Below are 24,076 nucleotides of genomic sequence, written 5' to 3' on the forward strand. Positions count from 1 at the left end.
CTGATTGCTTGTGTGAATAAAAGTTGACGTATTCCAGGTCAGAAGCGGGTCTTAACGATTAAACTAACCCCTACGGGAAGGTAGATAACCATGGCTAGCGGCGAACAACTGAAAGCGCTTCTGCGCTCGCATATCAAGGGAGATGACACGCATTTCCTTGCCGTTGCTATGCAGATGGCGGCCCATGAGGCTAAGCAGGGTCACGGGAAGCTTGCAGAAGATTTGCGGGCTCTAATTGATTCGGCCAAGAAAAATCGTCTGCCTTCCGGGCAGCCGGTGCCCATCGGTCAGCCTCGCGGCGAGCTGAGTAACCTGCTTTCAGTAGCTCTTCCAAAGACCCGCTTTTCGGAAATGATTCTGGACGAGGCCACTCATGCCCGTCTTGGAAGAATCATCAATGAGCAGCGCAATTTCGAGAAGATTCGTGCACACGGCCTCTCCCCTCGCCGCAAGCTGCTTTTGGTTGGGCCACCTGGTACCGGCAAGACCATGACCGCCTCGGCGCTCGCCGGCGAGCTTGGGATTCCGCTGTACATCGTCCGCCTTGATAGCCTCATCACCAAGTACATGGGGGAGACCGCAGCCAAGCTGCGTCAGATTTTTGATGCCATTCGCGATACTCGTGGCATTTATTTCTTCGACGAATTCGATGCCATCGGTTCCCAGCGTGGTCTTGCCAACGACGTGGGCGAAATCCGCCGCGTCCTGAACAGCTTTCTGCAGATGATCGAGCAGGATCAGTCCAACAGCCTGATCATCGCTGCCACAAACCACCCGGAAATTCTTGACTACGCCTTGTTCCGACGCTTCGATGATGTTATCGAATACGGACTGCCCAATCAGGAACAGACCAAGGCTGTGCTCAAGAATCGACTAGCGAACTTTTCCAAGTCGATTCGCAGCTGGGACAAACTCTGCAAGGTCGCAGAGGGGCTCAGCCATGCAGAACTTGCGAGGGCGGCAGACGACGCGATCAAGGACACGATCATTCATGACCGTACCGAGATGGAGGTCAAGGACGTGGAAAGACACCTTGAAGAACGGAAGACTTTCCACGGGAGACGGCACTCCTAACGTAGTTGAGCATTTAGATGACGGAATCGATCAACGGACAACGGCCTCACTTTCATCTCCAGGGACAGGGACTACCCGAACGGTTCCGATCCACAGCATCAGCAACACGAGACCCTCGTTACCCCACGCCAAATCGAGGGGCTCATGGCGGAAAACTACTCGCTCAACTCCAACACGTCAGCGGTCAGATGGCCTCTGCAGTACAGTTGCAGCGCGAAGCATCTGAAAGGCAAATGCGACAAGGAGACAGGTCCGAAGGTGGGTACGGCCTGCAAATCGAATTTCGGAGCGAGCCTGGTTACGCGCTTGCATTCGAGGGCCTTGCCCGAGGCGCTCAGCGCATTGAGCTCATGAACCTGCGTCATGACCCCGCCACGAATACTGACTTCGCCACGGTATTCGTTCCAGATGGTCAGCTCAAAGCCTTTGAGAACCTCGTCAGGCAATACCTGGAGGTGGAGACCTCCAAGGGGAGTCCGCGCAACGCTCCGCTCCTGAATCCAATCCAAGAAATCCGAGTCGCAGCTTTCAACGCCCTGTGGACTGATGATCCCGCAGTGTTGCCGCCAGATGAAAACGAAACCATTTGGTGGGAATTCTGGTTGCCTATCAGGGAAGGCCGTGAAGCAGTGCTGAACCGCTTTAAGTCGGTTGCCGAAGCATGCGGCTTTCACACGTCCGAGAAAGTGCTGAAGTTTCCTGAGCGGACAGTACTCAACGTTTATGCCTCGCGAGCAGCCATCACTCGGTCACTCTTGCTGCTCAACGAGGTCGCCGAGATTCGTAGAGCCAAGGACACAGCCGAGTTTTTTGATGCCCTTGCGCCGCTAGAACAAAGAGAATGGGTCGAGAACCTGCTTGAGCGAACCACCCCCGCAGGGGACGACAGTATCCGCGTCTGCCTTCTAGATACCGGAGTCAATCGGGGCCACCCACTCTTAGCTCAGCACATTGACGCGAATGACCTTTACACCGTCAACCACAACTGGGGTGTTGCGGATACTACGGGTCATGGCACACAGCTCGCAGGCATCGCCCTTTATGGTGATCTGTTTGACCCTCTCAATGGGCAGAACCCGATTTCGATCGAGCACCGCCTTGAGTCGGTGAAATTGCTCCCCGCAGCCCAGGGAAATCAAAAGGAGCCCTACGGCGCGTTGATGATCGACGCCGTAACCCAGCCGGATACCGCCAAGCCGGAAGTGCGCAGGGTCTACAGCATGGCGATCACCAGCCTCGACGACCGAGATCGCGGCCGCCCTTCTGCATGGTCAGCTGCAGTTGATGAACTCGCATCCGACGTATTGGGAGAGAGAGCTAACCCTCGGCTGATCGTCGTGTCCGCCGGCAATGCGGACAAGAACCAGGCCACGCACTACCCGCATAACACCACCACCGACGGAATCCATGATCCGGCCCAGGCCTGGAACGCATTGTGCGTAGGCGCTTACACCCAGAAGGTCACTATCGACCCTCCCAACCCTGGATTGCGCCCGATCGCTGCCGCAGGCAGCCTCAGCCCATACAGCACGACTTCGGGGACCTGGAGCAACTCGGCTTGGCCCTTGAAACCCGATGTAGTGTTCGAAGGAGGCAACCTGGCCACAGACGGGCAACAAGCCTACACCGAGCCCTGTCTTTCCCTTGTCACCACGGCACACGAACCAGAACAACGGCTTTTGACGACGACCAGCGCCACCAGCGCAGCATCCGCGTTAGCAGCTCGCATGGCCGCACAAGTATCGACGAACTACCCACAGTTCTGGCCCGAGACTGTACGAGCTCTAATCGTACACTCAGCTGAGTGGCCTGATCGTATGAGGCAGGATTTCCTTGCTGCTGGCACCAAGGCAGGCTACGAGAATCTGGTTAAACACTGCGGCTTTGGCGTACCAGATCTGAGTCGTGCCCTGTGGAGTGCCGGCGACTCCTTGACCATGATTGTCGAGGACCATCTCAGGCCGTTCATGAGGCAGGGCACCAAGCCGCCCACCGCGCGGGATATGCATCTTCATCTGCTTCCCTGGCCGCAGGAGGAACTGCTCAACCTAGGCAACATCGAGGTGGAAATGCGAGTGACACTTTCCTACTTCGTAGAGCCAAACCCCGGCATAGCCGAGCGCGGTATCAAGGGGCGCTATCGGTACGAGTCGCACGGCTTACGCTTCGATGTCAGCCGCCCAAACGAAGATCGTGACCAGTTCCGCCAGCGCATCAACAAGCGTGCACGGGATGAAGAGGAAGGTGGTTACCAGGGCGGCGGCTCAGATCCGAACTGGCTGCTCGGAACCCAGACACGGCATCGAGGCTCTCTACACTCGGACATCTGGCGAGGCACTGCAGCTGAACTGGCAGGACGGGGAATGCTTGGTATCTATCCCGCACTGGGGTGGTGGAAAACGCTTGTTAAGCAGCAGCGATATGACGACACCGTAAGGTACAGTCTGGTGGTCTCGATCAAAACTCAGCAAACGGAAGTTGACCTCTATGCGGCAGTGGAAACTCTGATCGAGGCACAGACGGCGGTACTGGTCTGAGATCAAGGGTTTCAAATGAGGTCATGGCCCTGAAGCCATGACCTCAACGTTCGCAAAAGCTCGGATTGAGGGTGTCAAAAGGAGTCGATCACAACTCAGTCGGCTCTTACGGGCTGACCTGCGCGGTATAGCCCAGATCCTGAATCACCTTGCGGATAGATTCCGCGGGTTCTTGGCTGTCTACCAATACCTTACCGGCAGCACGGTCAATCTCCACTTTTGCGGTTTCATCTACCGCCTGAATTGCCTTTGTGATCTTGCTGACGCAACTGCCACAACCCATTCCTGATACCTGTAGAGCGAACATAAATCACCTCGTTGGTTAGGCGGCATAGATGCCGTAACCTGAGCATCGACCTTGACACGATGGCAAGGTCAAGCTTGTTTTTTAGCGCTGAGTAGATGTCCTTTCGGAGTTGATGGAGTTATTGATAGCTGCCCACTGGCTTTAGATTCACGTTCATTTCAATCGATGCGGATTTTCCGCAGCCTCAATGCGTTGAATACAACCGACGCTGAACTGACGCTCATAGCCAATGCCGCAATCATGGGCGACAGCAAGTGGCCTGTCAGGGGATAAAGCACCCCTGCTGCGAGTGGAATTCCCATGGCGTTATAGATGAAGGCAAAGGCTAGGTTCTGCCGCATGTTTTTTACCGTGGCCACGGACAATGTTCTTGCCCGTAAGATGCCCATCAGATCACCTTTGACTAAGGTCACCTGAGCACTGTTCATCGCCACATCTGTACCGGTTCCCATCGCGATACCCACATCGGCACGAGCCAGCGCAGGGGCGTCGTTGATGCCATCGCCAGCCATGGCTACTCGGCGGCCATAGCTCTGCAGATCGGCAACCAACTTTTCCTTGTCCTGAGGTTTAACCTCGCCATGGACTTCTTCGATACCCAACTCCCTGGCTACAGCCCTTGCGGTTGTAAGTCCATCGCCAGTGGCCATGATGACTTTCACATTGACCTCTTGAAGCCTGGTGACTGCTTGTTTGGAGGTTGGTTTGATCGGATCGGAGACCGCCAGAAGTCCTGCTAGAACGCCATCCACCGCCAAGAAGACAATGCTGATGCCCTCCAGACGGAGCTGCTCAGCCCGGTTACTCAGAGGTGTGGCATCTACTCCGGCGTCTGCCATCAATGCTGTATTACCCAATTGCAGCTGCCGACCTTCCACTTGGCCGCGCACACCGATGCCGGAGCCCGACTCGAAAGAGTCCGGCTTGGACAACTCAATACCCTGGGTGCGGGCGTAATCAACGATCGCATGGGCCAGCGGATGCTCACTGCCTTGATCAAGGCTTGCAGCCAATCGCAGCACCTCGTTCGGTTCGAATGGGCCGGCACCTTCTGCGCTGTGGAATACAGGCCGTCCCTCGGTCAGCGTGCCGGTTTTGTCGACGATCAGCGTATCGATCTTGCACAGGTTCTCTATGGCACTGGCATCGCGGAACAAGACACCACTGGTTGCAGCCTTGCCAGTCGAAACCATCACCGACATAGGGGTCGCCAGGCCCAGTGCACAGGGACAGGCGATGATCAGTACGGCAACCGCGTTAATCAGACCAAATACCCAGCCCGACTCCGGACCGAACAAGCCCCAGCCGAAGAACGTGAGGATCGCGATAGCGATCACGCCAAGCACGAAGTAACCCGCTACGGCATCGGCCATACGTTGCATGGGTGCCTTGGAGCGCTGTGCTCTGGCGACCATCTGCACGATCTGGGACAACATGGTATCGGCCCCCACCTTCTGCGCCTGCATTACCAGGCTACCGTGGGTATTCATGGTTGCGCCGATCAGCGTATCGCCAACGCGCTTGGTCACCGGTAGCGGTTCGCCGGTTAGCATGGCCTCGTCGACGGCGCTTTCGCCTTCGAGAACGGTGCCGTCCACTGGGACTTTCTCGCCGGGACGTACTCGCAAATGGTCGCCCAGGTGCACATGGGTCAACGGAACGTCTTCTTCCTGGCCGTCAGGTTTGATGCGTCGCGCGGTTTTGGGTGCCAGGCCCAATAGTGATTTGATAGCGGCTGAGGTTTGTGAGCGTGCCTTTAGTTCGAGTATTTGGCCCAATAACGTCAGGGAGATGATTACCGCCGCAGCCTCGAAGTAGACACCGATGCGCCCGTCCTGAAAGAAGGCTTGGGGGAACTGCTGTGGGACTAGGGTCGCAGCAACGCTGTAGAGGTAGGCAGCCACTGTACCCAGGCCAATCAGTGTCCACATATTTGGGCTGCGATGGCGGATCGAGTCGATGCCTCGGGCAAAGAATACCCAGCCACCCCACAGGGTTACAGGCGTTGCCAAGGCAAGCTCCACCCAGTTCTGCGTTGCGCCATGGAATAGCGTTAACGAGTGGCCGGCCATAGCCAATACAGTCACGATGATCGTGAGAGGGAGCGTCCACCAGAAGCGCCGGGAGAAATCCTTGAGTTCTGAATTCTCCTCTTCCTCTAATTCCGGGATCACTGCCTCCAGGGTCATGCCGCAGATGGGGCAATTGCCAGGTTGTGGCTGACGTATTTCCGGATGCATCGGGCAGGTGTACTCCGCAGATCCAGAGGCTCCAAGTGCGGTAAGCGGTGTTTCATGGTTTATATGTTCATCATGCTGGGGACGGTGCACGTAGCGGGTAGGGTCTGCGCGAAACTTCTCCTGGCATTTCGCGCTACAGAATCGGTATGTCTGGCCTTCGTGGCTTTCAGTGAATTGGCTGTCTGGCTTGACGGCCATGCCGCACACCGGATCGTGCTGACTTCCATGCTGGTCTTCCTGATGCTTGGAATGGTCATGGTCGAGATGGCACTGGGTGCTGTGCATTGGGCTTACTTCCTATTGTCGTCCTTGGGAGTATCGGTCTCGCTGCGATGGGAATGCCCACCGTGGTTGTGGCCGAACATGTGCATCAGCGGGCACAGCAGCAGAATCAAGTAAGGCAGCGCTTGGGAGATGTGGCCAAAATGCTCGCGGGCCACATAAAAAACGCCGATGACAGCCAGCATGATCAGCGCAATGCCAGTTTTGCGTTTCCAGAATGGCAATTCAGAGCCTGGGTGGTGGGAGTGGTCCATGGCTCGATCCTCGTTTGAGTTGAGGCAGTATTGGTGGGGCAGAAATGACATTAGTCTCTACTGCGCCCGAGCGATTGACGTATATCAATCCGAACTCAATGATTAGCGTACGTTCACTTTGCCGACCATTCCCGATTGATAATGGCCTGGGATGTTGCAGGCGAACTCAAGCCCCGTTGCGTTGGTAAAGGTCCATACCAGTTCTTCAGTGGCCCCCGGCTCGATCAGGACGCTGTTTGGGTCGTCGTGTTTCATACCGACCATCTTCATCCCGCCCATAGCATGATCCATGTTGCTCATGTCCTGTGCTCCAGTTGGAGAAAGCGTGCCGTTCTGAAACATTGCTGCCATTTCTTTTTGATGGGCGGCATGTGCGGCTGCCATGCCTAAGTTGAACTCATGCAGCAGCGATCCCTCATTCTTGAGTACGAAGCGGACGGTTTCTCCTGCTTTGATATCAATACTCTTCGGCTCGAAAAAGATATCGCCCATCCTGATTTCGATGGTTCGATCCGCTTTTGTGGAGCCCCCAGGCTGACCGATATCGCTTTTACTATGGCTCGGGCTAGCCATGGCTATAAAGGCGGAAAAAATCAGGGTTGTGGTAATAAACAAAGAAGCGAGTTTGGCTTTCATAATAAATCTCGAAAATGGAGTTGTTGGGAACGAGATTGATGTTAACCAGGCGGTGCTGTTAGTAGCCTTACGCGAAAACTACATATCTGAAAGATTCACTAAAGTCAGGTGCGGCCCGGCATTTGCCGGGGCACCGGCTTTTGATTCAACGCATTACGAACTCACCGACCATCCCTGCCTGATAATGTCCTGGGAGGGTGCAGGCGAAGTTGAGGTTAGCCGTGTCGTGGAAGGTCCAGACAAATTCCTTGGTAGTTCCGGGCTCAACAAGGATGGCGTTGGGATCATCATGTATCGCTTGAACGACTTCAGGAATGCCCGGTGGATTGGAGTCCCCTAAGCCTGATCGTTCACGCCAGACAATTGACGTTGCTTTGCCTGTTGGCGTCAGTGTGCCGTCTTTAAACAAAGCAGCCATTTCGCGTTGATGCTCCAGTTGCGATACGGCTTTACCGATATTGAATTCGTGCATCAGCGCTCCTTCATTTTTCAACACTAAGCGGACAGTTTCGCCAGGCTTCACATCGATAGATTTCTGGCCGTAGCTGATGTCATCCATCTTGATGAAAACGGTACGCGTAGCGGGGGTCGCTTGGGCCTGCTGGCCAATGCTGGGTGCGCTGCTGGAAGTTTGCGCAGAGGCTTGAGCTACAGCTGCGAAGAGAAGTGCTGTGACCAACAGTTGTGGACGTGAACGTTTCATGATGAGACCTCACTGAGGTGGTTGGAAACCTCATGCTATTCCCCGCATCCTGCCGGGGGGCTTACCCCAAAACTACAAATTAGTCAGCTTGAAAAAAATGCGGCACCGTCAAGGTGCCGCTAGGCCAAAGGAGCAATCATGAAGGCCTTGAAGATGGGGAATCCTATGGGTGGCACTCTTTATCAGCCATCATCAGCTTGTGCTCACGCATCATTTGCGCGAGGACGTCATCAACCAATTTGTCGTGCCGCTCCATCCACGCGAGATGTTCTTCCGTAGATATGCCGGGAGCAGGATGCTCGTTGTGAAGCTGGCTCATCATCTCGTCGAGCATTTTCATGTGCTCCTTCATATGCACATGGCGCTCGCTGGCGGGAGCCTTTTCCGCTTGAATCAGCACCGCTTCGGCTTTGTCGCGCATGCTCTCGATGCGTTCGAAGATGCGGTCGCTCCCTCCCTCTGCCAGAACAGCTGAAGAAAGCAGGAGCGAACCAGCCAGAAATAAGGGTTTAAGCAGTTTCATAGGGCAGTCTCCTCAGTTGACGCTGTGACTGGCACCTCTGGTTGTTATTCATTCGAGGGCCAAGAGCACAACCTAGTGCTCATGTCTGCACCCTAGACAAGGCACCCTGACAGAGAGCTGAGGCTAGGATTACATTTGCGTAAGCTTCTGGTTGGGAGGGGGATTTGACTGCACACTCAGGCCACTCAAAATTTGGGAACAGCCCGCATGAAACTTCTGGTCGCTGAAGACGAACCAAAAACAGGCATTTACCTGCAACAGGGTCTCACTGAGGCTGGATTCAACGTCGACCGTGTTATGACGGGAACGGATGCGCTTCAGCATGCACTGAGCGAAGCCTATGACCTGCTGATTTTGGACGTAATGATGCCGGGTCTGGATGGCTGGGAAGTGCTGCGGATGATCCGGGCCGCAGGGAAGGATGTCCCGGTGTTATTTCTGACGGCACGTGACGGTGTTGAGGACCGTGTGAAAGGTCTAGAGCTGGGGGCGGACGATTACCTAGTCAAGCCATTCGCCTTCTCTGAGCTGTTAGCCCGCGTCAGGACATTGCTCCGCCGCGGTAATAGTTCTCCCACGCAGACCACCATGAAAATAGCCGACCTTGAAGTTGATCTGCTGAAGCGACGTGCCGTACGCAGTGGCAAGCGAATTGACCTGACGGCGAAGGAGTTCGCGTTGCTCGAACTACTGCTGCGCCGGCGCGGCGAAGTCCTTCCGAAGTCGTTGATCGCTTCCCAGGTATGGGACATGAATTTCGACAGCGATACCAATGTTATCGAAGTTGCTGTCCGGCGCTTGCGGGCGAAAATTGACGATGAATTCGAGCTGAAACTGATTCATACCGCTCGTGGCATGGGTTACATGCTTGATGCTCCGGAGTCGGAATGAAGCACCTGTCACTGACCGCGCGCATGAGCTTGATGTTCATGCTTGCGGTGATTGCAGTCCTCACAGTGGCAGGCCTGAGCTTTAATGAGCTCAGTCGACATCACTTCATGATGCTCGACCAGCAGACACTGGATGAGAAGCTCGAATCAACTCAGCAGATTCTGAGTAATACACGGAGCCATGCAGACCTTGAAGGAGTGTTGCCTCAGCTGAAAGCGCTATTAGGGGCTCACCACGATCTGGCGGCAGTCATCTTTGCAAACGACGGCACTGTACTTTTTGCCGAGCCACAGGCGTTCAATGTTCCAGAAAAGTACCGCCTCAACCCTGATCACGGTATGTGGGAGTGGGAGGAGAACGGGCACATGTACAGAGGTATGACTGCGCAGGTTTCGACCCCTGATCAGCCCGCGTTCCTTACGGCCCTATTGATCCTTGACGTGACCAATCACGTGCATTTCTTTGAAACGCTGCAGCGGTGGTTCTGGCTTGGCTTGGTCATTAGCGCATTGGTCAGCGCTGCGTTGGGCTGGGTTGTTGCGCGTAGTGGTTTGAGACCCCTGCGACAGGTGACCCTGGTTGCTACGTCAATGTCGGCGAGGTCGCTGAAAGAGCGTATCCCACTGGAGCCCGTCCCCCTTGAACTTCAGCAGTTGGTTACTTCGTTTAATGCGATGCTTGCCAGGCTCGACGACGCATTTGTTCGACTCTCAAATTTCTCTGCCGATATCGCTCATGAGTTACGCACACCTCTCAGCAACCTGATGACGCACACCGAAGTGGTACTCACCCAAAAACGCAACCTCGAAGCCTATGAAGAGAACCTCTACTCGAATCTAGAAGATCTGAAACGCATGTCGCGCATGATCGATGACATGCTGTTCCTAGCTAAATCGGACAACGGTTTGATCATTCCCGAGCAGACGCGCATTGAGTTCAGCGAGGTAGTCACCAAGCTGTTTGAGTACTACCACCTAATAGCTGATGAGCATGGCATCCAGTTGGTTGTGACCGGTTCAGGCAGCGTGCTGGGTGACAAGCTGATGCTGGATCGGGCGATCTCGAATCTGTTGTCGAATGCACTGCGCTATACACCTGCCGGGAAAATTATCTCGGTAACGATCAAGTCGACTGCAAGTGCTATCACGCTCATCGTCGAGAACCCCGGCGAAACCATCAAGCCGGAGCACCTGGATAAACTGTTCGATCGTTTCTATCGAGTAGACCCGGCGCGCCGTGAAGGCAGTCCGAGCAATGCCGGGCTTGGCTTGGCCATTACTCGATCAATCGTTGAGTCCCACAAAGGAAAGATCTGGTGTACCTCCGGCAATGGCATCACCGCCTTTCACATGGAATTTCCCCAGCAACCATCATAGGGTCGTCATGACCAAAGACGAGTTAAGAGCCGAACTTGAGCGACAAGCACAAAGCTTTGTTGCTACCACAGGCGGTGAAATCGTGTTGTACGCCGCGCAGCGCAAGCCTGACCGCCAGCCATGGCGCAAGAAGCCGAGCCTGCTCGATGAGGCTTTTCAGGCCGAAATCCGCAAAATCGAACATCAGCACGACACAAAGGCCTGAGGCGCTTAAATGGCCATTCCCGAGGGTGTCTGCTGGCGTGGAAAAGCCTGGGTATCGCCAGGGCTGGGGATATTCTTGGGGCACGCCGGCAGCCATGATCGGCACAGCCATATGGCGCACCAAGTGACCATTGGCCTTAGCGGTCAAGTGACGGTGCGAGGGCCGAGTCAGGCGCTTACTGCACCGGCCATCTGCATAAAGGCCGGCACACTGCATCAGATTGAAGGTACTGAAGTGCTTTCGATATACCTTGATGCGCTGTCGGAAGAGGCTCGTGCTATGAGCTGTATATCGGCCGCCCAGTTGGTCTCGATCTCTGTCGGCAATACGTTTGCCATCGAGCAGCTACTTGAAACGCCGGAGGTATCTGCTCATCTGGTTCGTGAGGAGGTTAGGCGACTGCTGGGCCTGAAAACACCGCAGGCAGCTGATCCGCGTATGCGGGCAGTGCTTCAGGCACTGGAGGAGCGACACGATGATCGGATACGACTGGCCGAGCTTGTGCATCTGTCGCCCACCCGGTTTTCTCATTGGTTCGTTGAGCAAACTGGTCTTCCACTGCGTAGCTATCGCAAGTGGAGCCGGCTAGTCGTGGCGCTACGGTTTGTGTCTATCGGTCACAATCTGACAGAGGCTGCCTATGCTGCTGGATTTGCCGATGCCGCACATTTTTCACGCTCTTTTCGGGCGTTGTTTGGGCTCGATCCCTCTTCCGCACTCGGTCACGTGAAACTAACAAGCTGATATTCACTTCAACTGAGATGCTTCCGCCGATGCGGTTTGCGTATCTGCAGCCCAAGTGATCAGCTCCTTCGTTCAAGCGTATAGCGGCCGGACAGTTCAGAGTGAAACCTACTGCATGGAGGATTCACGATGGGCAGCACTTCGAGGTTTTTACTTCGCTGGTTTAGTTATCCAGCCATTTTCGGTGGCGTATCGGCCGGGATGATCTGGCTGCTCTATCAAGACATTCCTTACTGGCCGAGTACAGCCATATTAGCGGCCTTGGGTGTCGCCTGCGTAGCTGGCCTGGAGCGACTTCAGCCGTTTCGGCAGGACTGGCTCGACGACCATGACGATACCCTGACGGACCTGATTCACCTTGTAGTGAATTTGTCGGTCATCCAATTCACTGCCACCCTACTATCGCGCTTGGGGGACCTAGTGCCTGCGGAACTGAGCGGGTTCCCCACCGAGCTGCCTCTTTGGTTACAACTGCTCATCGTTGCAGCCATCTTGGACCTGAGTTTGTATGCCATGCACCGCCTCAGTCACCACATACCTTGGCTGTGGTATTTACACGAGCCCCACCACAGTGCGGAGCGGCTCTACTGGATGAACGGGGAGCGTCGGCATCCTCTTCATGCCGCAATCATGGCCGGCCCCGGATTGCTCGTACTTTTCGCGATGGGCACTCCATCAGAATTGGTGGCAACCTGGTTCGGGATACTGACCGTGCACTTGGCCTTCCAGCATTCAAATCTGGACTACTCGCTAGGGTGGTTGCGGCGCGTTATCGGTGTTGCTGAAACACATCGCTGGCATCACAAGCGTGACTTTGAGGATGCTCAAGTTAATTTTGGTGAGTTCCTGCTGGTGTGGGATCTGCTCTTCAAAACCTTCTACGACAGTGCCAGTCAACCAGGTAGTAATGATGTCGGCCTGCGTGATCGGCGCTACCCCACCGGATATGTAGATCAGTTAGTTGAGCCGTTCAGACCTACGCCTGCAAGGGCTGCGAGGCGGCACCGGTTACCGCCGACAAGCCGCCGCAGCTGATCGAGAAAAGCCTGGCCAGTCCCAGCGTGTTGGCCATGCTGCTGACCACCAAGTACGCCGACGGCCTGCCGCTGTATCGCTTCGAGACGGTACTGAGCCGCCATGGCATCGACATCCCCCGCCAGACCTTGGCGCGCTGGGTGGTTCAGTGCGGCGAGCACCTGCAACCCTTGCTCAACCTGATGCGCGACAAGCTACTGGACAGCCCGGTGATCCACTGCGACGAAACCCGTGTGCAGGTGCTGAAAGAGCCGGGGCGCGATCCGAGCAGCCAATCCTGGATGTGGGTGCAAACCGGCGGCCCGCCGGACAAGCCGGTGATCCTCTTCGACTACACAACCAGCCGTGCGCAGGAGGTACCACTGCGCCTGCTTGCCGGCTATCGCGGTTATTTGATGACCGACGACTACGCCGGCTACAACGCGGTGGCCGCACAATCGGGTGTTGAGCGTCTGGCCTGCTGGGCGCATGCGCGGCGCAAGTTCGTCGAAGCGCAGAAGGTGCAGCCCAAGGGCAAAACCGGGCGGGCCGACGTGGCGCTGAACTTGATCAACAAGCTGTACGGCATCGAGCGCGACCTCAAGGAAGCCAGTGCCGAGCAACGCCATCAGGGCCGTCAGCAGCACAGCCTGCCGCTGCTCGCCCAGCTCAAGGCCTGGCTGGAGAAAACCCAGCCGCAGGTCACCGCGCAGAATGCCCTGGGCAAGGCGGTGAACTACCTGGCGAGCAACTGGAGCCGGCTCGAACGCTATATCGAGGCCGGCCACCTGCCGATCGATAACAACGCCGCCGAGCGGGCCATCCGGCCCTTCGTCATCGGCCGCAAAAACTGGGTGTTCAGCGACACGCCCAAGGGCGCAACCGCCAGCGCCCAACTCTACAGCCTGGTGGAAACCGCCAAGGCCAACGGGAAAGAGCCGTATGCCTGGCTGCGCCATATCCTCGAGCGCCTGCCCCAGGCCACTACTGTCGAGGACTATGAAGCGCTACTGCCCTGGAACGTGACGGCGATTTAAAACCAAACTGCCTGAGCTGGGTAGGTGGGGTTTATGGAGCGCTTTCGTTCATCTGCCGAGTGCAGTGGAGGACTACAGGCGTCCGAGCGGGTTTTCAGTTTAGATATCAAGGTGATTTTTTATTCTGCGGCCGGGCCAATTCTTTGTTTGTACCCGAAGGCGCTTCGCAAGCACAACCTCGTTTGCATTTTCGGTAGAATAGTCGTATCCAATCAATCATGTGCCGCAGATGAAACTACTCAATATCTACGATGATCGCGATGAAGCAGAAGACGCCGAACAACGTTTGATCGGTGAAAAGCGTCTCGCAAGCGAGCGTGACGCCACGGTCGTAATCTACAATCTATTCGGTATCCCAAGCTGGGGCAACTTTCATCGGTTAGGGATGTACCGCCTGGACGAGCTTCAGGTGCTGTTGACAGGGCGAGCGAGTTGGACAGCGCACGAAAAGGTGAAGCATGGGGAAATTTTGGGTTCGTTAACAACCGTCGCTAAAAATTATGGCATAGAGATTCCAGAGCACTGGCTATAGGCCATACTTGCCTATAGCCATATCGCTTGGTTGAGGCCTAGATTATAGAAAGGATTTCGTCAAGCATTGCCGAGCTAGAGGATGCCATATCCCCTGTAATATCTAGTTTGTAATGGTAGAATTTTGCTCCGCTCGCTATTGCTCCGATGTACTCCAGCCCGGCATCTCCATTTGTTGCAGGTGATATCCATATTCCAACAGGTGAGTTTGAGGCGATAACGTGACTTATGACCTGATACCTATCACTTTCTTCAATTCTCGGTTTATATTTAACCTCGCCCAGAGCGATGATCGACTTGTCCTTTCTAAAAATCAAATCCGGCTTGATCGGAAAGCGTTTGTTGTCGATGAAAAGTGGGCGTTGGTTTTTGCCCGTATTGCCATCTAAAACTGCAATTTTTTGTGGGATCAAACAATTTCGCATGTAGTTCCGTACGTAGCTTTCAAAAATAAAATCCATCGAAAACAAAAAAGACGGCATCGTACTACCTGACGAGCTGTATGAAAACCCAACCTTTGTAAAGCCTAAAAGCACTGAGAAAACGGTAAGCGCTCCGTAATATCCGTCGCGCAACCACATTGGAAGTGTCGAAGACAGCTCCTGATCGCCTGGCTTCATGGTCCGGGGAGTTGTCATGTCTAATGCGTTCAGAGCCGATGCTAGCAAGCGCCTTTCAGACTCCCATTTTATTGAAATGGGAATAATTCTTAAAAAAGCTAGACAGGCAGACTTTAATAATCCATTTGGGTATAAATCAGTAGAGAATGTAAAAGCATCTGATGCAACATTTACTTCGTCTCCACGAGACAAAAAAGTTGAGACAGTACGGCCAAAGTTAACTTTTGGTTTGTAATGCCCTCTGCTGGTGACTTGGTAATAACCTCTGGCAACACCAGTAGTAAGAATATTTTTTAGGTAATGACAAAAGCTCTTTGCTAGTAGCTGATGAGGCGCAGACAAGTCGGAGGTTTCATAAGCCCTCAAGACGGGAAGTATCCGCTCATATTTCTCATCTGCAATTTCCAACATCGCCCATAAGTTTTTGAGTGGAAATTTGGGGGTGAGATGAAGGATTAGATTTTTCGTGAGCGGCAAGTAGCCAATGATGCCTAGCACTCTAAGTTCGACGCCCGTCGCAACATCTCTGAGATCTATAGCGGACAAGGCTCTAGTTTCAGGTAGAAGCAGTGACTGGCCAAGGATGTCATAGAGCTCAGAGCGAGGAAAAATTCTTGCCTCTCGCTCATGAAGCTCTATGACTCTGCGTGGGTTGATGGATGGCAAATACAAGTTAAACCTCTTGTTCCCTAAGAGCATCACCCTCGGCGTCGCCAGAAGTCCGCAGTAGAGCTTCTATTGAATCTGCAACTGCATTGAATTGAGGTGTGTCGTGGATAAATGCGCGTCTAAGCGGTAGACGTACACGGCCACTCCATACGGAGGAAAGATCCTCAATAGAACGGACTTTAAGAAAGTTTGAATGACCGAAGCCGTTTGGAAAACTCGCATTGAATATGTTGAAGGCTTGGGCCGTTCTATTTATGACGCCGACATCAACGCCTTGCTCCTGAAGATGCAATCGAAGTGCTGCTTCGTTTGGCTCGACCTCTATTACCCAAAAACGTCGAAGCAAAGCATCGTCTAAGTCAGTAACAGATCTATCGTAAGGGTTTGCAGTACAAATTAAAATAAGATTACTTGGCAGCTTTGCCTTGTCGCCTGAGAAAGGGAGAGTGAACTCTACATCCCGATAATCCACTTCTAGATATGTTAAAACTTCACCAAATATTCTCGCTACGTCGCCACGATTCAGCTCATCAATTACAGCGACAAATTTTTTTTCAGGATTTCTAGCGGCGTCTTGGGCAAATCTTAAAAATAAGCGGGGGGCGAGATCATAACGGATTCCTTTTCCATCGTCTGACTTGCCAGGCCGAAAGCCCTCCACAAAGTCATCATATCCAATAGCCGGGTGAAACTGCATGAATAGAGTTTGGCTTTCGTCGCCCTCTGTTAGCTTATTCGCTAACTGTCGAGCGTAACGTGTTTTGCCTGTGCCTGGAGGTCCGGTGAGAAGAAATGAATAGCTCTCCCCAGCATCAATTGCCCCAAGCACTTCGGCGAATACAGGGTCGTCAGAGCTAATTAGACTGTTAGTTACTTGAGAAGGAACTGCTTCCGTTGTGGCTCCTGCTATGAATGACACTAACTTTGGAGCCAAAGAATTTAAGAGATCTTCGTTCGATGGCCGCTCAGTGAGTAGTTCTGGCCAGTCAACTGGTTGAATGTTGATGCAAAATCGGCTCCGATAGGCTTCCTTAAATTCTTGCAGATGTAATTCATTGCTCAAGAAAAAGTCATATAAGTCTTGCCATGAAGAAATTTCATCAGGAAAGCCACGGAACGCGTAAAGCCAGATTAGGAAATATTCAAATCTAAAGCTGTCGGGTATCATCTCCTCAAATTTGTCTTGAAAGGTATCAGTCAAAATCGTCAGATTCTTCTCACCACCAATATATCCTTTAAGTCGCATCTCACGGTAGCCCCGAGATGAGAAGAGATTGCCCCACATTTTCGTATCTTGCTGGATGATGTAATCATCAGCAAAGTCGCCTCGATCCCAGGTCACTCCCTGCAACCTGGGCCGAAGCAAACTATTACCTTTTGCCAAGCGCGGCAAATCTAAAAGGTCACCGTGGAAGTAGCGATCTAAAAATTGATCGGTACCTCTTTTTTTTGACATATCCACAAGTTCTTCGGTTCCGACGTCATTGGCCGCAAAGACAAAGGCAGGCAATAACCAGTTGGCACTGTAGTGTTGGAGGTGCTCTATCGCTGCGCGAATTGTAGATATGTCAAAATATTTCACAACTTACTCCGTTTTAGGCTTTCCTGGCTTACGAAAGTTTTTCTTATTGCCTTCCCATAGCTCCCATGCTGCAGAGGGGGTTTTAACGCGTTGTAGCAAGTTTTCCCACGAAATATCTTTATGACGGTCAGCCTCTAGAGCAGACTGAATGTAGTCGACGTAATCTGGACTCATATCCACACCCACTACATTACGGTCATTCGCGATGGCCGTAAAAATTGATGTTCCGCTACCCACAAACGGATCTAGGACATGGCCCCCTGGAGGGCTACCAACTTCAATGCATCTTCTTACCAGCTCCGAGGGGAATGCCGCGTTATGTTTCGCTCTGCGGCTGCGCTCAATCGGAATGTTCCAGACGTCTTCCTCTACTAGCTTGGACCGGTCAAAGCTATAAAATCTGCTTTTGGTGAACATGAAAACATGTTCATACTGGCGATGTGGCCTATCTCGTGCAGTAGGCTCAACAAAAGCGTTGCAGCGGTTCCAAATAATAGCGCTTCTGAGTGTCCAGCCGCGCTCCTGCATCGCAAAGGCGACCTTCCAGGGAATCCCGATCATGCTCTTTTTTGGAATATCCCAACCGCTAGCATCCACGGGCCGCATTTTGGTCCGGAAAAAATTTCGAGATGAGCACTTAGGATCACTTCCGTGAGGTTGTCCATTGCCAGAGTAGTAAGTATCGCCGATGTTGAGAAAGAACATTCCCTCCGGGTGGAGAGTTCGCTTAACTTCATCGAAAACCTCCATCAGTTTATTGATGTAGGTTTCTACTGACTCTTCGTGGCCTAATTGTCCATCGTACCCATAATCACGCACCCAAAAATAAGGTGGTGAAGTTATCGCGACATTGAAAGTATCATTAGGTAGCGTTTTCAGCGCAGTGGCGGAGTCGCCATGAATGAGGCCGGCGACATGGTGGCTGTTGGTTACGAAACTTGAGCGGCCAATAATTCCAGGTGAACTAGGAGCTGTAGCTATTGCGGCATCTAGTGTTTCAGCTGATGTTGATAATAAGTCCATTACGACCTCTAATATTGAATTTAAGATACTCCGATCCGCAACTAAGCTTTGCGCACGAAATAGTTAGGATGGGCATAGGTCTACCTAACTGGACTCATGGGCTTTATCTTTTTGCTTGGAAAATAGATCTGCCTGACCGTGATAGTGCTTGTCTGTATAGGCGCGCATGAAATCTCTCAAAACATCAGATGCACAGATATTTTGGGCGCGGCACGCTTCTACGAAAGCTTCACGCAGTTCCTTCTCCAGTCTAATCCGCATTCCACAGTTTTTTAGTGACATGTGGCGTAGGCTATCACGTGGATACACATTTGTGTATCCACGCTTTGGAGAGGGCTGAGTGAATTTATCAGTCTAGCTAGCTAGGATATTGCGTGTGCCAACCCGGTTTTTGAGGTGTGAGCCCAGCCTGGAGCTGGCTTCGGCAGATCGGCGTTTTGCAAGGTAGTTGTCGCGTCAGCCGTGTCTTTAAGCTGCTATTTTCGGTGCCGGTGGCTCCCGCTCTGGGTTGAGTGTGACGGTGCCGCCAGGTTGCCAATTTCGCGTTACACCTGACCAACAATGCAGGTGAGCATGAAACCCGGGCTGAAGATCTTCGGTCTTTACTAATCAGGTAAGTGGATGACATTTGGATATTAACTGCTGCAGAGGCCCCACGCCGATGGCTACACCGACCTAGGTCAGGTGCAGACCATCGGATGGATAGCGAATGGAAGATAAGCGGCTACCTACAGGTATCCCCGTTCTGCCAGTGACACGCAGCCTTCGCTGCCAACGACGATATGGTCCAGTGTCCTGGTGCCGACCATGTTGAGTGCGTCCTTGAGTGTCGTGGTCAGCTGGCGGTCAGCGTTGCTGGGCTCCGGATCACCAGAGGGATGGTTGTGAACCAGGATCACTGCCGCTGCGTTGTGCTCCAGGGCGATCTTGACGACCTCCCGTGGATACACGCTGGCGCTGTCCAGGGTGCCCCGAAACAACTCACGAAAGCCGATTACCCGGTGCTTGTTGTCGAGCAATAGCAGGGCAAAGATTTCGTGTTCGTGGTGCTGCAGCAGTGTTTGCAGGTGGCTGAATACGTGTTGTGGATCGGCCAGCAGCCGGCCTTTGGCCAATCGCTTGCTGGCGAACTGTTGGGCCATGCGAAGAATGTCGGCTTCCGTAACCGGCGACTCCATGACATAGGTGCCGGTCGCTTCACCGGCCCTGAGCTTGTGATATTTCATCAGTAATCTCCTGAGGTTGAAGGCGTTGGGTGATGAAGATGGAGGGGTTAGTGGGGGCGGCCAGGTTGCCCGCTGCTGCCCTGTAGGGCTTTGGATTCGAGCTTTTCCGCCAGTGAGGGTTGGGCCGAGCCTGAAGGCTTGATGGTGGGTGCGGCGGTACGGGTCTCCTCTCCAGGAGCGGAGAAGAATTCTTCAACGATGGCGCTGGTATCTTCCTCGCTGTCTTCGAATGCCCCGTTGTTGAAGCCCTGTCGTGCAGCACGATCCAGTGCTTCTTGATCGAAGCCCGCGTTGCGACGGACCTCATCGGTTTTCTGTGCATCTAGCAGCGCTGCCTCCAGCGAAAGGCCGCCACGCACCGTGATGTCGACGTAGAAGATCGGTGTGCCGTGGCTCTGCCGGGTGGACTTACCGCGTAGACGCATCTCCAGGGGTAAGCACGCCAGCCGATTCCCGGAGATGGCTTGGAAGTACTGCAGACGTGCCGCCAGGGTGCGGATGCTGTTGAAGCCGGTGGTGCGGAACACGAAACTGCCGAGTGGGTCATCGTCGCCGATCACCACGTTCAGTCGCCCGTAAGGCTTGCAGGCACCCCCCTTGGCCAACGGACAGGCATCCGGCGAGGGACAGGGCATGGACTTGACCCCATCCTCACATTGCCGTTTGCAGGTTTCTCCGTTGCCGACGCACACCGGCCGTCCCGTGTTGCGATCGAACAGGGTGTAGTCGGCGCGAAAGTTGAGATCCGGCTCATTGAACAGAAAGCGAATCGGGATGCTGCGCAGCTTGTCTTCCTGCGTCTGGCGCAGCTCGTCGTTGAGAGGGTGCAGCAGCCAGCCTTCCCGACCTTGGACTTGCGAGGTGATGGTGAATTGATCGTCTTTCTCCGGCAGGCGTTTGCCGTTTTTCTCGACGACCTTGCCGATGGAGATACGCCCGAGCACCGGCGGGGTGATGACCAGACCTTTGAGCATGATGGTTTTCCTTTATCTAAAAATAGAAACGCCACCGGGTCAGCGAGCTAACCGGGTGGCTTGAGGGTGGATGGCTTGGTTCAGGCGATCAGGAAGCGGCGACTGCCATCCTTGACCTTGGGGTAGCGAGCCTGCAGGTAGGGCTTGTCCTTGAGCATGCGCTCGACGTCCAGCCCGACGCTGTCCTTGGATTTCTTCCAGCTGATGTAGCCGCTGGAGAACTCCGCGCGGGTGGCCTCGCCCATGGCCTGTTGCAGGGTTTGCTTGAGCTGGGCTTCGCGTTGTTCTTGCTGGGCAATGTTCTTGCGTACTGATTTGAGTTCCACGTAGGCAATCGACAGGGCAGGATTGGAGCTGAAGTCCATCACCTGGCCGTTGTCCTCGGGGTAAAGGCAGCGCAGGGCGGCTTCTGCTGACGCGGAGCCATCGGCAGCCGGCGGAGTGTCGGTTACCACGTACTCCCAGAACGTACGCTCCAGCTCGATCAGGCGAGCAATCATCTGCTCATCCCGCTCGATGTGATGGATCTCCAGGTGCTGACCACCCAGCAATACGGCTACATCGGCGGCTTGCTTACCGGTAACCGCCAGCTGGTGCATGACCTGCAATTGCACATATTCGGGTACGCCTTCTTTCCAGAGGCGTGCGCCGTTTATGCCCGCGGTTTTGCATTCGAGGATCTGCACATCGTCCGCACCGATCACCTCCCGGTCGATGTTGGCGAGCATCCAGGGCAACTCAGGGTCAGGGTGCTGCAGCACGGCGTTGATGCGCCGCACGCGGTTGCTGGTGCGTTTGCTGTAATGCCAGGCAACGATGGGTTCGAGGATATTGCCCCAGTACGCCGGGCTTTCCTCATCGTGCGGATCCAGCTTGGGCAGCGTGGTATCGCGGCCGGTTTTCTCCAGCCACAGCTCCAGTTGCGACTTGTAGGGATTGAGGCCGACGGCCGCTGCTGCATCGGAACTGCCGATACCTTGCTTGCGCACGGCCAGCCAGTCTTCACGCGGCAGTTCTTTGGTGTTAACCAGGCGCAGGGCCGGGCGAGGTTTTACGGTGCTGCTATTCAGGTTCTTGGCTTTCATAACGGTCACCTTGCGGGCATAAAAACGCCCGAGCAGCACTAGGCTGACCGGGCGTGATTGGGTGTGAGGAAGTAGGGGGGTTAGGCGGCGAGCTGCAGGGCGGCATCCAGCGCGCGTTGCTTGATCTGCGCACCCTGGCCGAACCAGGCCGAGTCCATGCGGTATTCGTTGCTGCGGGCGCGGCGTTCGTGGTCGACGTACTCGGTCACGGCATTGAGCAGCCCCCAGGCGGTACCGCGTGCCGACTCCAGATTGGCTCCGCGGCCTTGCCCTTCGTACAGCGCCTGCACCTTGCGCAGCGCCCGCTCGTTGGGCAGTACCTCGGGCAGTTGGCTGTTCGGGCTGACCTCGCACAGCACGTTCATGAAGAAGCCCATGGCTTCATGCCATTGCACCTTGCGTTCGGCCAGCGCCCGCATGCGGTACATGAACTCGTCCCATTGCGAGACGGCGATGCCGAGCTGCTTTTTCACCGCCTTGGGATCGAAGCGGGTGTTGTGCGGCACCTTGATCGCTCGCGTGGTGCCATCCAGGGCGATGGTCAGGGTGTTGTTGCAGACCACGCGAACGGTGGTTGGGGTGGCGGTAGTGGCCAGGGTGCCGTCACAGGATGTCGCCAACAGGAGGTAGCCGTTGACCTGATCGTTACCCTTCAATGCGGTCGATTGACCTGTACGGGCCAAGGCCCAGAACTTGCGGCCGCCCTTGAGTACACCTGCCGTTTCCAGCTCATAGCCGGAGACTTCGGTTAGGTCGCGGTAGAACTCCAGCACCTCCCCGGGTTGCACGATTTGGTAGCGGCTGGAGACTACCGACAGCGGTGCCTTGGTGTCCGAGCGGAACAGCACCTTCTGTTCCGGGAAGGAGTGAATGGTGCCCAGGTTGCCAACCGTGTCGGCTTTGAAGTGCACCGGGCTGTGCTGGATCTGCCAGTTCATACCGGCTTCACGTTGCCAGACTTCCAGCGGTTGCTTGGGTGAAAGGTGGCTGCCCAGACCGTGCCAGGGGGCTGCGCCAACGTAAGCCATTTGTTCGACGAGATGGGCCATGAAGAGTTGCTCCTGCTCAAGGGGGAAGAGCGCAACATCGTGGGGCCGATGCTGGCTGGATGGGTTAGCTGGATCAGCTGTTAACGCTGTATGTGTGTCCGCATTCCAAGCATTCGTAGTTGTTCAGTACGCGCTCATCGAGTTGCTCGCCAATTGTCGCTCCGGCTAATCCTCCCGCGGCACCGCCAAACAGCCCGCCAAGGATCGCGCCGGCAATACTCCCGAGGGCTATGCCCACGGGGCCGCCCACAACACCCAGAGCCCCTCCGATTTCTGCACCTGACAAAGCACCAGCAGCTCCGCTAGCGGCTCCACCAACAGAGCCGATGACGCCCCCGGTTGTTCGGCCGATATTTTTCGTTATGACACGTCCTGAGTTGCAGCAAGGGCATGGGGTATACATATGCAAATTCCTCTCTATTTCACGCGTAAGTGCTTAACGATCCACTCATCGCTGAGCGTTCATTCGAGTGATATAGGTTTGAATTTATTTTTAATGAGATAACAAGCAGGCGGACAGGCTGTCGATAACCGCGGAGTCTTCCAAGTTTTTAGTTCGCACTAAGTTATTGTAAATTCAGGTTAAAAATTGCGACCTGCTACGCCGCGTCGCGCGAGAGGGCGCAGCTCAAGCATTGCCGGACTGCAAATTGGCTGAGGTTTATGCGTAGTCAGGGTGAATTTGAGCTTACAGCGCCAGACTCAAACGCCCGTGAGGCGCATTCAGGCCGCAATGGATGTGCGAGGCCTGTGCTTTGCCGGCAATTGGCCGATTTTTGCCGATGACCAAAGCTTGCTACGGGGAGGTAGCGGCCATTCATAACAGGCTGCTTTCGGTCCAGAGTGTGTAAAAACGTCCCGGTAAACCCTTGCTATGATTTCCGAGAATCTCATCGCAAGGGAAACCCATGAAACGGTTTATCCAGGGTGAACACCGAGGTCAAAGCACCTTGCTTCCCGAAAGCCTCGACGACTATGTCAGCGATACCAATCCGGTACGTGTGGTCGACGTTTTCGTCGACGAACTCGACCTAGCCAAGCTGGATTTTGATGGCGTCATTCCAGCCGAAACAGGCAGACCTGCCTACCACCCTGAGATCCTGCTGAAGATCTATATCTACGGCTACCTAAACCGCATCCAATCGAGCCGACGTCTTGAGCGAGAAGCCCAGCGCAACGTCGAACTCATGTGGCTAACCGGGCGTTTGATGCCCGATTTCAAGACCATCGCCAACTTCCGAAAAGACAACAGTAAGGCCATTCGCGGCGTCTGCCGCCAGTTCGTTTTACTCTGCCAGCAGTTGGGTTTTTTTGGCGAAAACTTGGTTGCCATCGACGGCAGCAAATTCAAGGCAGTGAACAATCGTGACCGCAATTTCACCAGTGCCAAACTGAAGCGGCGCATGGAAGAAATCGAGGCGAGCATCAGCCGTTATTTGGCTGCGCTCGATGCGGCTGATCGACAGATTCCTAGCGCCTCCGCGCCAGAGGCTG

At 54.5% G+C, this 24,076-nt stretch carries 23 protein-coding genes and 1 pseudogene; 10 read left to right on the plus strand and 14 right to left on the minus strand.

Annotation, left to right across the window (positions count from 1 at the left end):
- Window positions 1-90 precede the first annotated feature (90 nt).
- Window positions 91-1,074 (plus strand): AAA family ATPase, encoded by a 984-nt coding sequence (locus BM315_RS18680; RefSeq protein WP_090504006.1) that lies wholly within the window; start codon window positions 91-93, stop codon window positions 1,072-1,074.
- A 188-nt stretch (window positions 1,075-1,262) separates the two neighbouring features.
- On the plus strand, window positions 1,263-3,611 hold the full coding sequence (locus tag BM315_RS18685) for a S8 family peptidase (RefSeq protein ID WP_090504009.1): 2,349 nt from the start codon (window positions 1,263-1,265) through the stop codon (window positions 3,609-3,611).
- A gap of 106 nt (window positions 3,612-3,717) precedes the next feature.
- On the opposite strand, the gene BM315_RS18690 is transcribed toward BM315_RS18685, so the two are convergent.
- The 6 genes from BM315_RS18690 to BM315_RS18715 form a co-directional block, all read right to left on the minus strand.
- Window positions 3,718-3,918, minus strand: coding sequence for a heavy-metal-associated domain-containing protein (locus BM315_RS18690; RefSeq protein WP_090504012.1), 201 nt, complete (start codon window positions 3,916-3,918; stop codon window positions 3,718-3,720).
- A 158-nt stretch (window positions 3,919-4,076) separates the two neighbouring features.
- Window positions 4,077-6,443 (minus strand): heavy metal translocating P-type ATPase, encoded by a 2,367-nt coding sequence (locus BM315_RS18695; protein WP_090504015.1) that lies wholly within the window; start codon window positions 6,441-6,443, stop codon window positions 4,077-4,079.
- Window positions 6,444-6,448: 5 nt separating this feature from the next.
- A complete protein-coding gene (locus tag BM315_RS18700; RefSeq protein WP_090504017.1) occupies window positions 6,449-6,694 on the minus strand; it encodes a DUF2933 domain-containing protein in 246 nt (81 codons plus the stop codon).
- A 102-nt stretch (window positions 6,695-6,796) separates the two neighbouring features.
- The gene (locus tag BM315_RS18705; protein ID WP_090504020.1) at window positions 6,797-7,330 is read right to left on the minus strand and encodes a cupredoxin domain-containing protein; all 534 of its coding nucleotides are present in this window, start codon (window positions 7,328-7,330) and stop codon (window positions 6,797-6,799) included.
- 145 nt (window positions 7,331-7,475) lie between these two features.
- Window positions 7,476-8,033, minus strand: a complete 558-nt coding sequence (locus tag BM315_RS18710) for a cupredoxin domain-containing protein (RefSeq protein WP_090504022.1) — start codon at window positions 8,031-8,033, stop codon at window positions 7,476-7,478.
- A gap of 163 nt (window positions 8,034-8,196) precedes the next feature.
- The gene (locus BM315_RS18715; protein ID WP_090250653.1) at window positions 8,197-8,556 is read right to left on the minus strand and encodes a co-regulatory protein PtrA N-terminal domain-containing protein; all 360 of its coding nucleotides are present in this window, start codon (window positions 8,554-8,556) and stop codon (window positions 8,197-8,199) included.
- Between the two features lie 207 nt (window positions 8,557-8,763).
- On the opposite strand from BM315_RS18715, the gene BM315_RS18720 reads away from it, so the two are divergent.
- The 7 genes and pseudogenes from BM315_RS18720 to BM315_RS18750 all read left to right on the plus strand — a co-directional run bounded on the left by BM315_RS18720 (window position 8,764) and on the right by BM315_RS18750 (window position 14,355).
- Window positions 8,764-9,447 carry a heavy metal response regulator transcription factor gene (locus BM315_RS18720; protein ID WP_090250649.1) on the plus strand — a complete coding sequence of 228 codons (684 nt, stop codon included), beginning with the start codon at window positions 8,764-8,766 and terminating at the stop codon, window positions 9,445-9,447.
- A complete protein-coding gene (locus BM315_RS18725) occupies window positions 9,444-10,823 on the plus strand; it encodes a heavy metal sensor histidine kinase (protein ID WP_090504025.1) in 1,380 nt (459 codons plus the stop codon). Before BM315_RS18720 ends, BM315_RS18725 begins: the two co-directional genes overlap by 4 nt.
- Window positions 10,824-10,830: 7 nt before the next feature.
- Entirely contained in the window at window positions 10,831-11,028 is a 198-nt protein-coding gene (locus tag BM315_RS18730) for a hypothetical protein (protein ID WP_090250644.1), read from the plus strand.
- A 9-nt stretch (window positions 11,029-11,037) separates the two neighbouring features.
- A complete protein-coding gene (locus tag BM315_RS18735; RefSeq protein WP_090504027.1) occupies window positions 11,038-11,772 on the plus strand; it encodes a helix-turn-helix domain-containing protein in 735 nt (244 codons plus the stop codon).
- A 129-nt stretch (window positions 11,773-11,901) separates the two neighbouring features.
- Window positions 11,902-12,807 (plus strand): sterol desaturase family protein, encoded by a 906-nt coding sequence (locus BM315_RS18740; RefSeq protein WP_090504030.1) that lies wholly within the window; start codon window positions 11,902-11,904, stop codon window positions 12,805-12,807.
- Window positions 12,750-13,823: pseudogene (gene tnpC, locus BM315_RS18745) on the plus strand (IS66 family transposase); the annotation flags it as partial. The gene BM315_RS18740 and the pseudogene tnpC, both read left to right, overlap by 58 nt.
- A 229-nt stretch (window positions 13,824-14,052) precedes the next feature.
- On the plus strand, window positions 14,053-14,355 hold the full coding sequence (locus BM315_RS18750; protein WP_090504034.1) for a hypothetical protein: 303 nt from the start codon (window positions 14,053-14,055) through the stop codon (window positions 14,353-14,355).
- Between the two features lie 37 nt (window positions 14,356-14,392).
- Here the strand turns inward: BM315_RS18750 and BM315_RS18755 are convergent, their stop codons facing one another.
- The 8 genes from BM315_RS18755 to BM315_RS25060 all read right to left on the minus strand — a co-directional run bounded on the left by BM315_RS18755 (window position 14,393) and on the right by BM315_RS25060 (window position 22,985).
- Window positions 14,393-15,646: a 5-methylcytosine restriction system specificity protein McrC gene (locus BM315_RS18755; protein ID WP_170862259.1), complete on the minus strand. Its 1,254-nt coding sequence runs from the start codon at window positions 15,644-15,646 to the stop codon at window positions 14,393-14,395.
- A gap of 1 nt (window position 15,647) precedes the next feature.
- A complete protein-coding gene (locus tag BM315_RS18760) occupies window positions 15,648-17,225 on the minus strand; it encodes an McrB family protein (RefSeq protein WP_090504039.1) in 1,578 nt (525 codons plus the stop codon).
- A 3-nt stretch (window positions 17,226-17,228) separates the two neighbouring features.
- Window positions 17,229-18,248: a DNA-methyltransferase gene (locus BM315_RS18765; protein WP_090504042.1), complete on the minus strand. Its 1,020-nt coding sequence runs from the start codon at window positions 18,246-18,248 to the stop codon at window positions 17,229-17,231.
- Window positions 18,249-18,976: 728 nt separating this feature from the next.
- Complete coding sequence (radC, locus tag BM315_RS18775) at window positions 18,977-19,474, minus strand: RadC family protein (RefSeq protein ID WP_090504046.1); 498 nt, start codon at window positions 19,472-19,474, stop codon at window positions 18,977-18,979.
- Window positions 19,475-19,521: 47 nt separating this feature from the next.
- Entirely contained in the window at window positions 19,522-20,448 is a 927-nt protein-coding gene (locus BM315_RS18780) for a recombination directionality factor (RefSeq protein ID WP_090504048.1), read from the minus strand.
- Window positions 20,449-20,528: 80 nt separating this feature from the next.
- Window positions 20,529-21,533 (minus strand): YqaJ viral recombinase family nuclease, encoded by a 1,005-nt coding sequence (locus BM315_RS18785; RefSeq protein ID WP_090504051.1) that lies wholly within the window; start codon window positions 21,531-21,533, stop codon window positions 20,529-20,531.
- 80 nt (window positions 21,534-21,613) lie between these two features.
- The gene (locus BM315_RS18790) at window positions 21,614-22,582 is read right to left on the minus strand and encodes a DUF932 domain-containing protein (protein ID WP_090504054.1); all 969 of its coding nucleotides are present in this window, start codon (window positions 22,580-22,582) and stop codon (window positions 21,614-21,616) included.
- A gap of 73 nt (window positions 22,583-22,655) precedes the next feature.
- Window positions 22,656-22,985 carry a hypothetical protein gene (locus BM315_RS25060; RefSeq protein WP_090504056.1) on the minus strand — a complete coding sequence of 110 codons (330 nt, stop codon included), beginning with the start codon at window positions 22,983-22,985 and terminating at the stop codon, window positions 22,656-22,658.
- Window positions 22,986-23,490: 505 nt separating this feature from the next.
- Here BM315_RS25060 and BM315_RS18800 point away from each other — a divergent pair.
- The coding region (locus BM315_RS18800) for a transposase (RefSeq protein WP_141123976.1) at window positions 23,491-24,076 on the plus strand (586 nt) is incomplete at its 3' end.

The sequence above is a fragment of the Pseudomonas borbori genome, assembly GCF_900115555.1.
Taxonomy (GTDB): domain Bacteria; phylum Pseudomonadota; class Gammaproteobacteria; order Pseudomonadales; family Pseudomonadaceae; genus Aquipseudomonas; species Aquipseudomonas borbori.

Excerpts from the sequence above, each read along its gene's own strand:
- BM315_RS18680 (WP_090504006.1), top strand. The coding sequence starts at position 91 with ATGGCTAGCGGCGAACAACTGAAAGCGCTTCTGCGCTCGCATATCAAG.
- BM315_RS18685 (WP_090504009.1), top strand. The coding sequence starts at position 1,263 with ATGGCCTCTGCAGTACAGTTGCAGCGCGAAGCATCTGAAAGGCAAATG.
- BM315_RS18690 (WP_090504012.1), bottom strand. The coding sequence starts at position 3,918 with ATGTTCGCTCTACAGGTATCAGGAATGGGTTGTGGCAGTTGCGTCAGC.
- BM315_RS18695 (WP_090504015.1), bottom strand. The coding sequence starts at position 6,443 with ATGCACAGCACCCAGTGCCATCTCGACCATGACCATTCCAAGCATCAG.
- BM315_RS18700 (WP_090504017.1), bottom strand. The coding sequence starts at position 6,694 with ATGGACCACTCCCACCACCCAGGCTCTGAATTGCCATTCTGGAAACGC.
- BM315_RS18705 (WP_090504020.1), bottom strand. The coding sequence starts at position 7,330 with ATGAAAGCCAAACTCGCTTCTTTGTTTATTACCACAACCCTGATTTTT.
- BM315_RS18710 (WP_090504022.1), bottom strand. The coding sequence starts at position 8,033 with ATGAAACGTTCACGTCCACAACTGTTGGTCACAGCACTTCTCTTCGCA.
- BM315_RS18715 (WP_090250653.1), bottom strand. The coding sequence starts at position 8,556 with ATGAAACTGCTTAAACCCTTATTTCTGGCTGGTTCGCTCCTGCTTTCT.
- BM315_RS18720 (WP_090250649.1), top strand. The coding sequence starts at position 8,764 with ATGAAACTTCTGGTCGCTGAAGACGAACCAAAAACAGGCATTTACCTG.
- BM315_RS18725 (WP_090504025.1), top strand. The coding sequence starts at position 9,444 with ATGAAGCACCTGTCACTGACCGCGCGCATGAGCTTGATGTTCATGCTT.
- BM315_RS18730 (WP_090250644.1), top strand. The coding sequence starts at position 10,831 with ATGACCAAAGACGAGTTAAGAGCCGAACTTGAGCGACAAGCACAAAGC.
- BM315_RS18735 (WP_090504027.1), top strand. The coding sequence starts at position 11,038 with ATGGCCATTCCCGAGGGTGTCTGCTGGCGTGGAAAAGCCTGGGTATCG.
- BM315_RS18740 (WP_090504030.1), top strand. The coding sequence starts at position 11,902 with ATGGGCAGCACTTCGAGGTTTTTACTTCGCTGGTTTAGTTATCCAGCC.
- BM315_RS18750 (WP_090504034.1), top strand. The coding sequence starts at position 14,053 with ATGAAACTACTCAATATCTACGATGATCGCGATGAAGCAGAAGACGCC.
- BM315_RS18765 (WP_090504042.1), bottom strand. The coding sequence starts at position 18,248 with ATGGACTTATTATCAACATCAGCTGAAACACTAGATGCCGCAATAGCT.
- radC (WP_090504046.1), bottom strand. The coding sequence starts at position 19,474 with ATGAAATATCACAAGCTCAGGGCCGGTGAAGCGACCGGCACCTATGTC.
- BM315_RS18780 (WP_090504048.1), bottom strand. The coding sequence starts at position 20,448 with ATGCTCAAAGGTCTGGTCATCACCCCGCCGGTGCTCGGGCGTATCTCC.
- BM315_RS18785 (WP_090504051.1), bottom strand. The coding sequence starts at position 21,533 with ATGAAAGCCAAGAACCTGAATAGCAGCACCGTAAAACCTCGCCCGGCC.
- BM315_RS18790 (WP_090504054.1), bottom strand. The coding sequence starts at position 22,582 with ATGGCCCATCTCGTCGAACAAATGGCTTACGTTGGCGCAGCCCCCTGG.
- BM315_RS25060 (WP_090504056.1), bottom strand. The coding sequence starts at position 22,985 with ATGTATACCCCATGCCCTTGCTGCAACTCAGGACGTGTCATAACGAAA.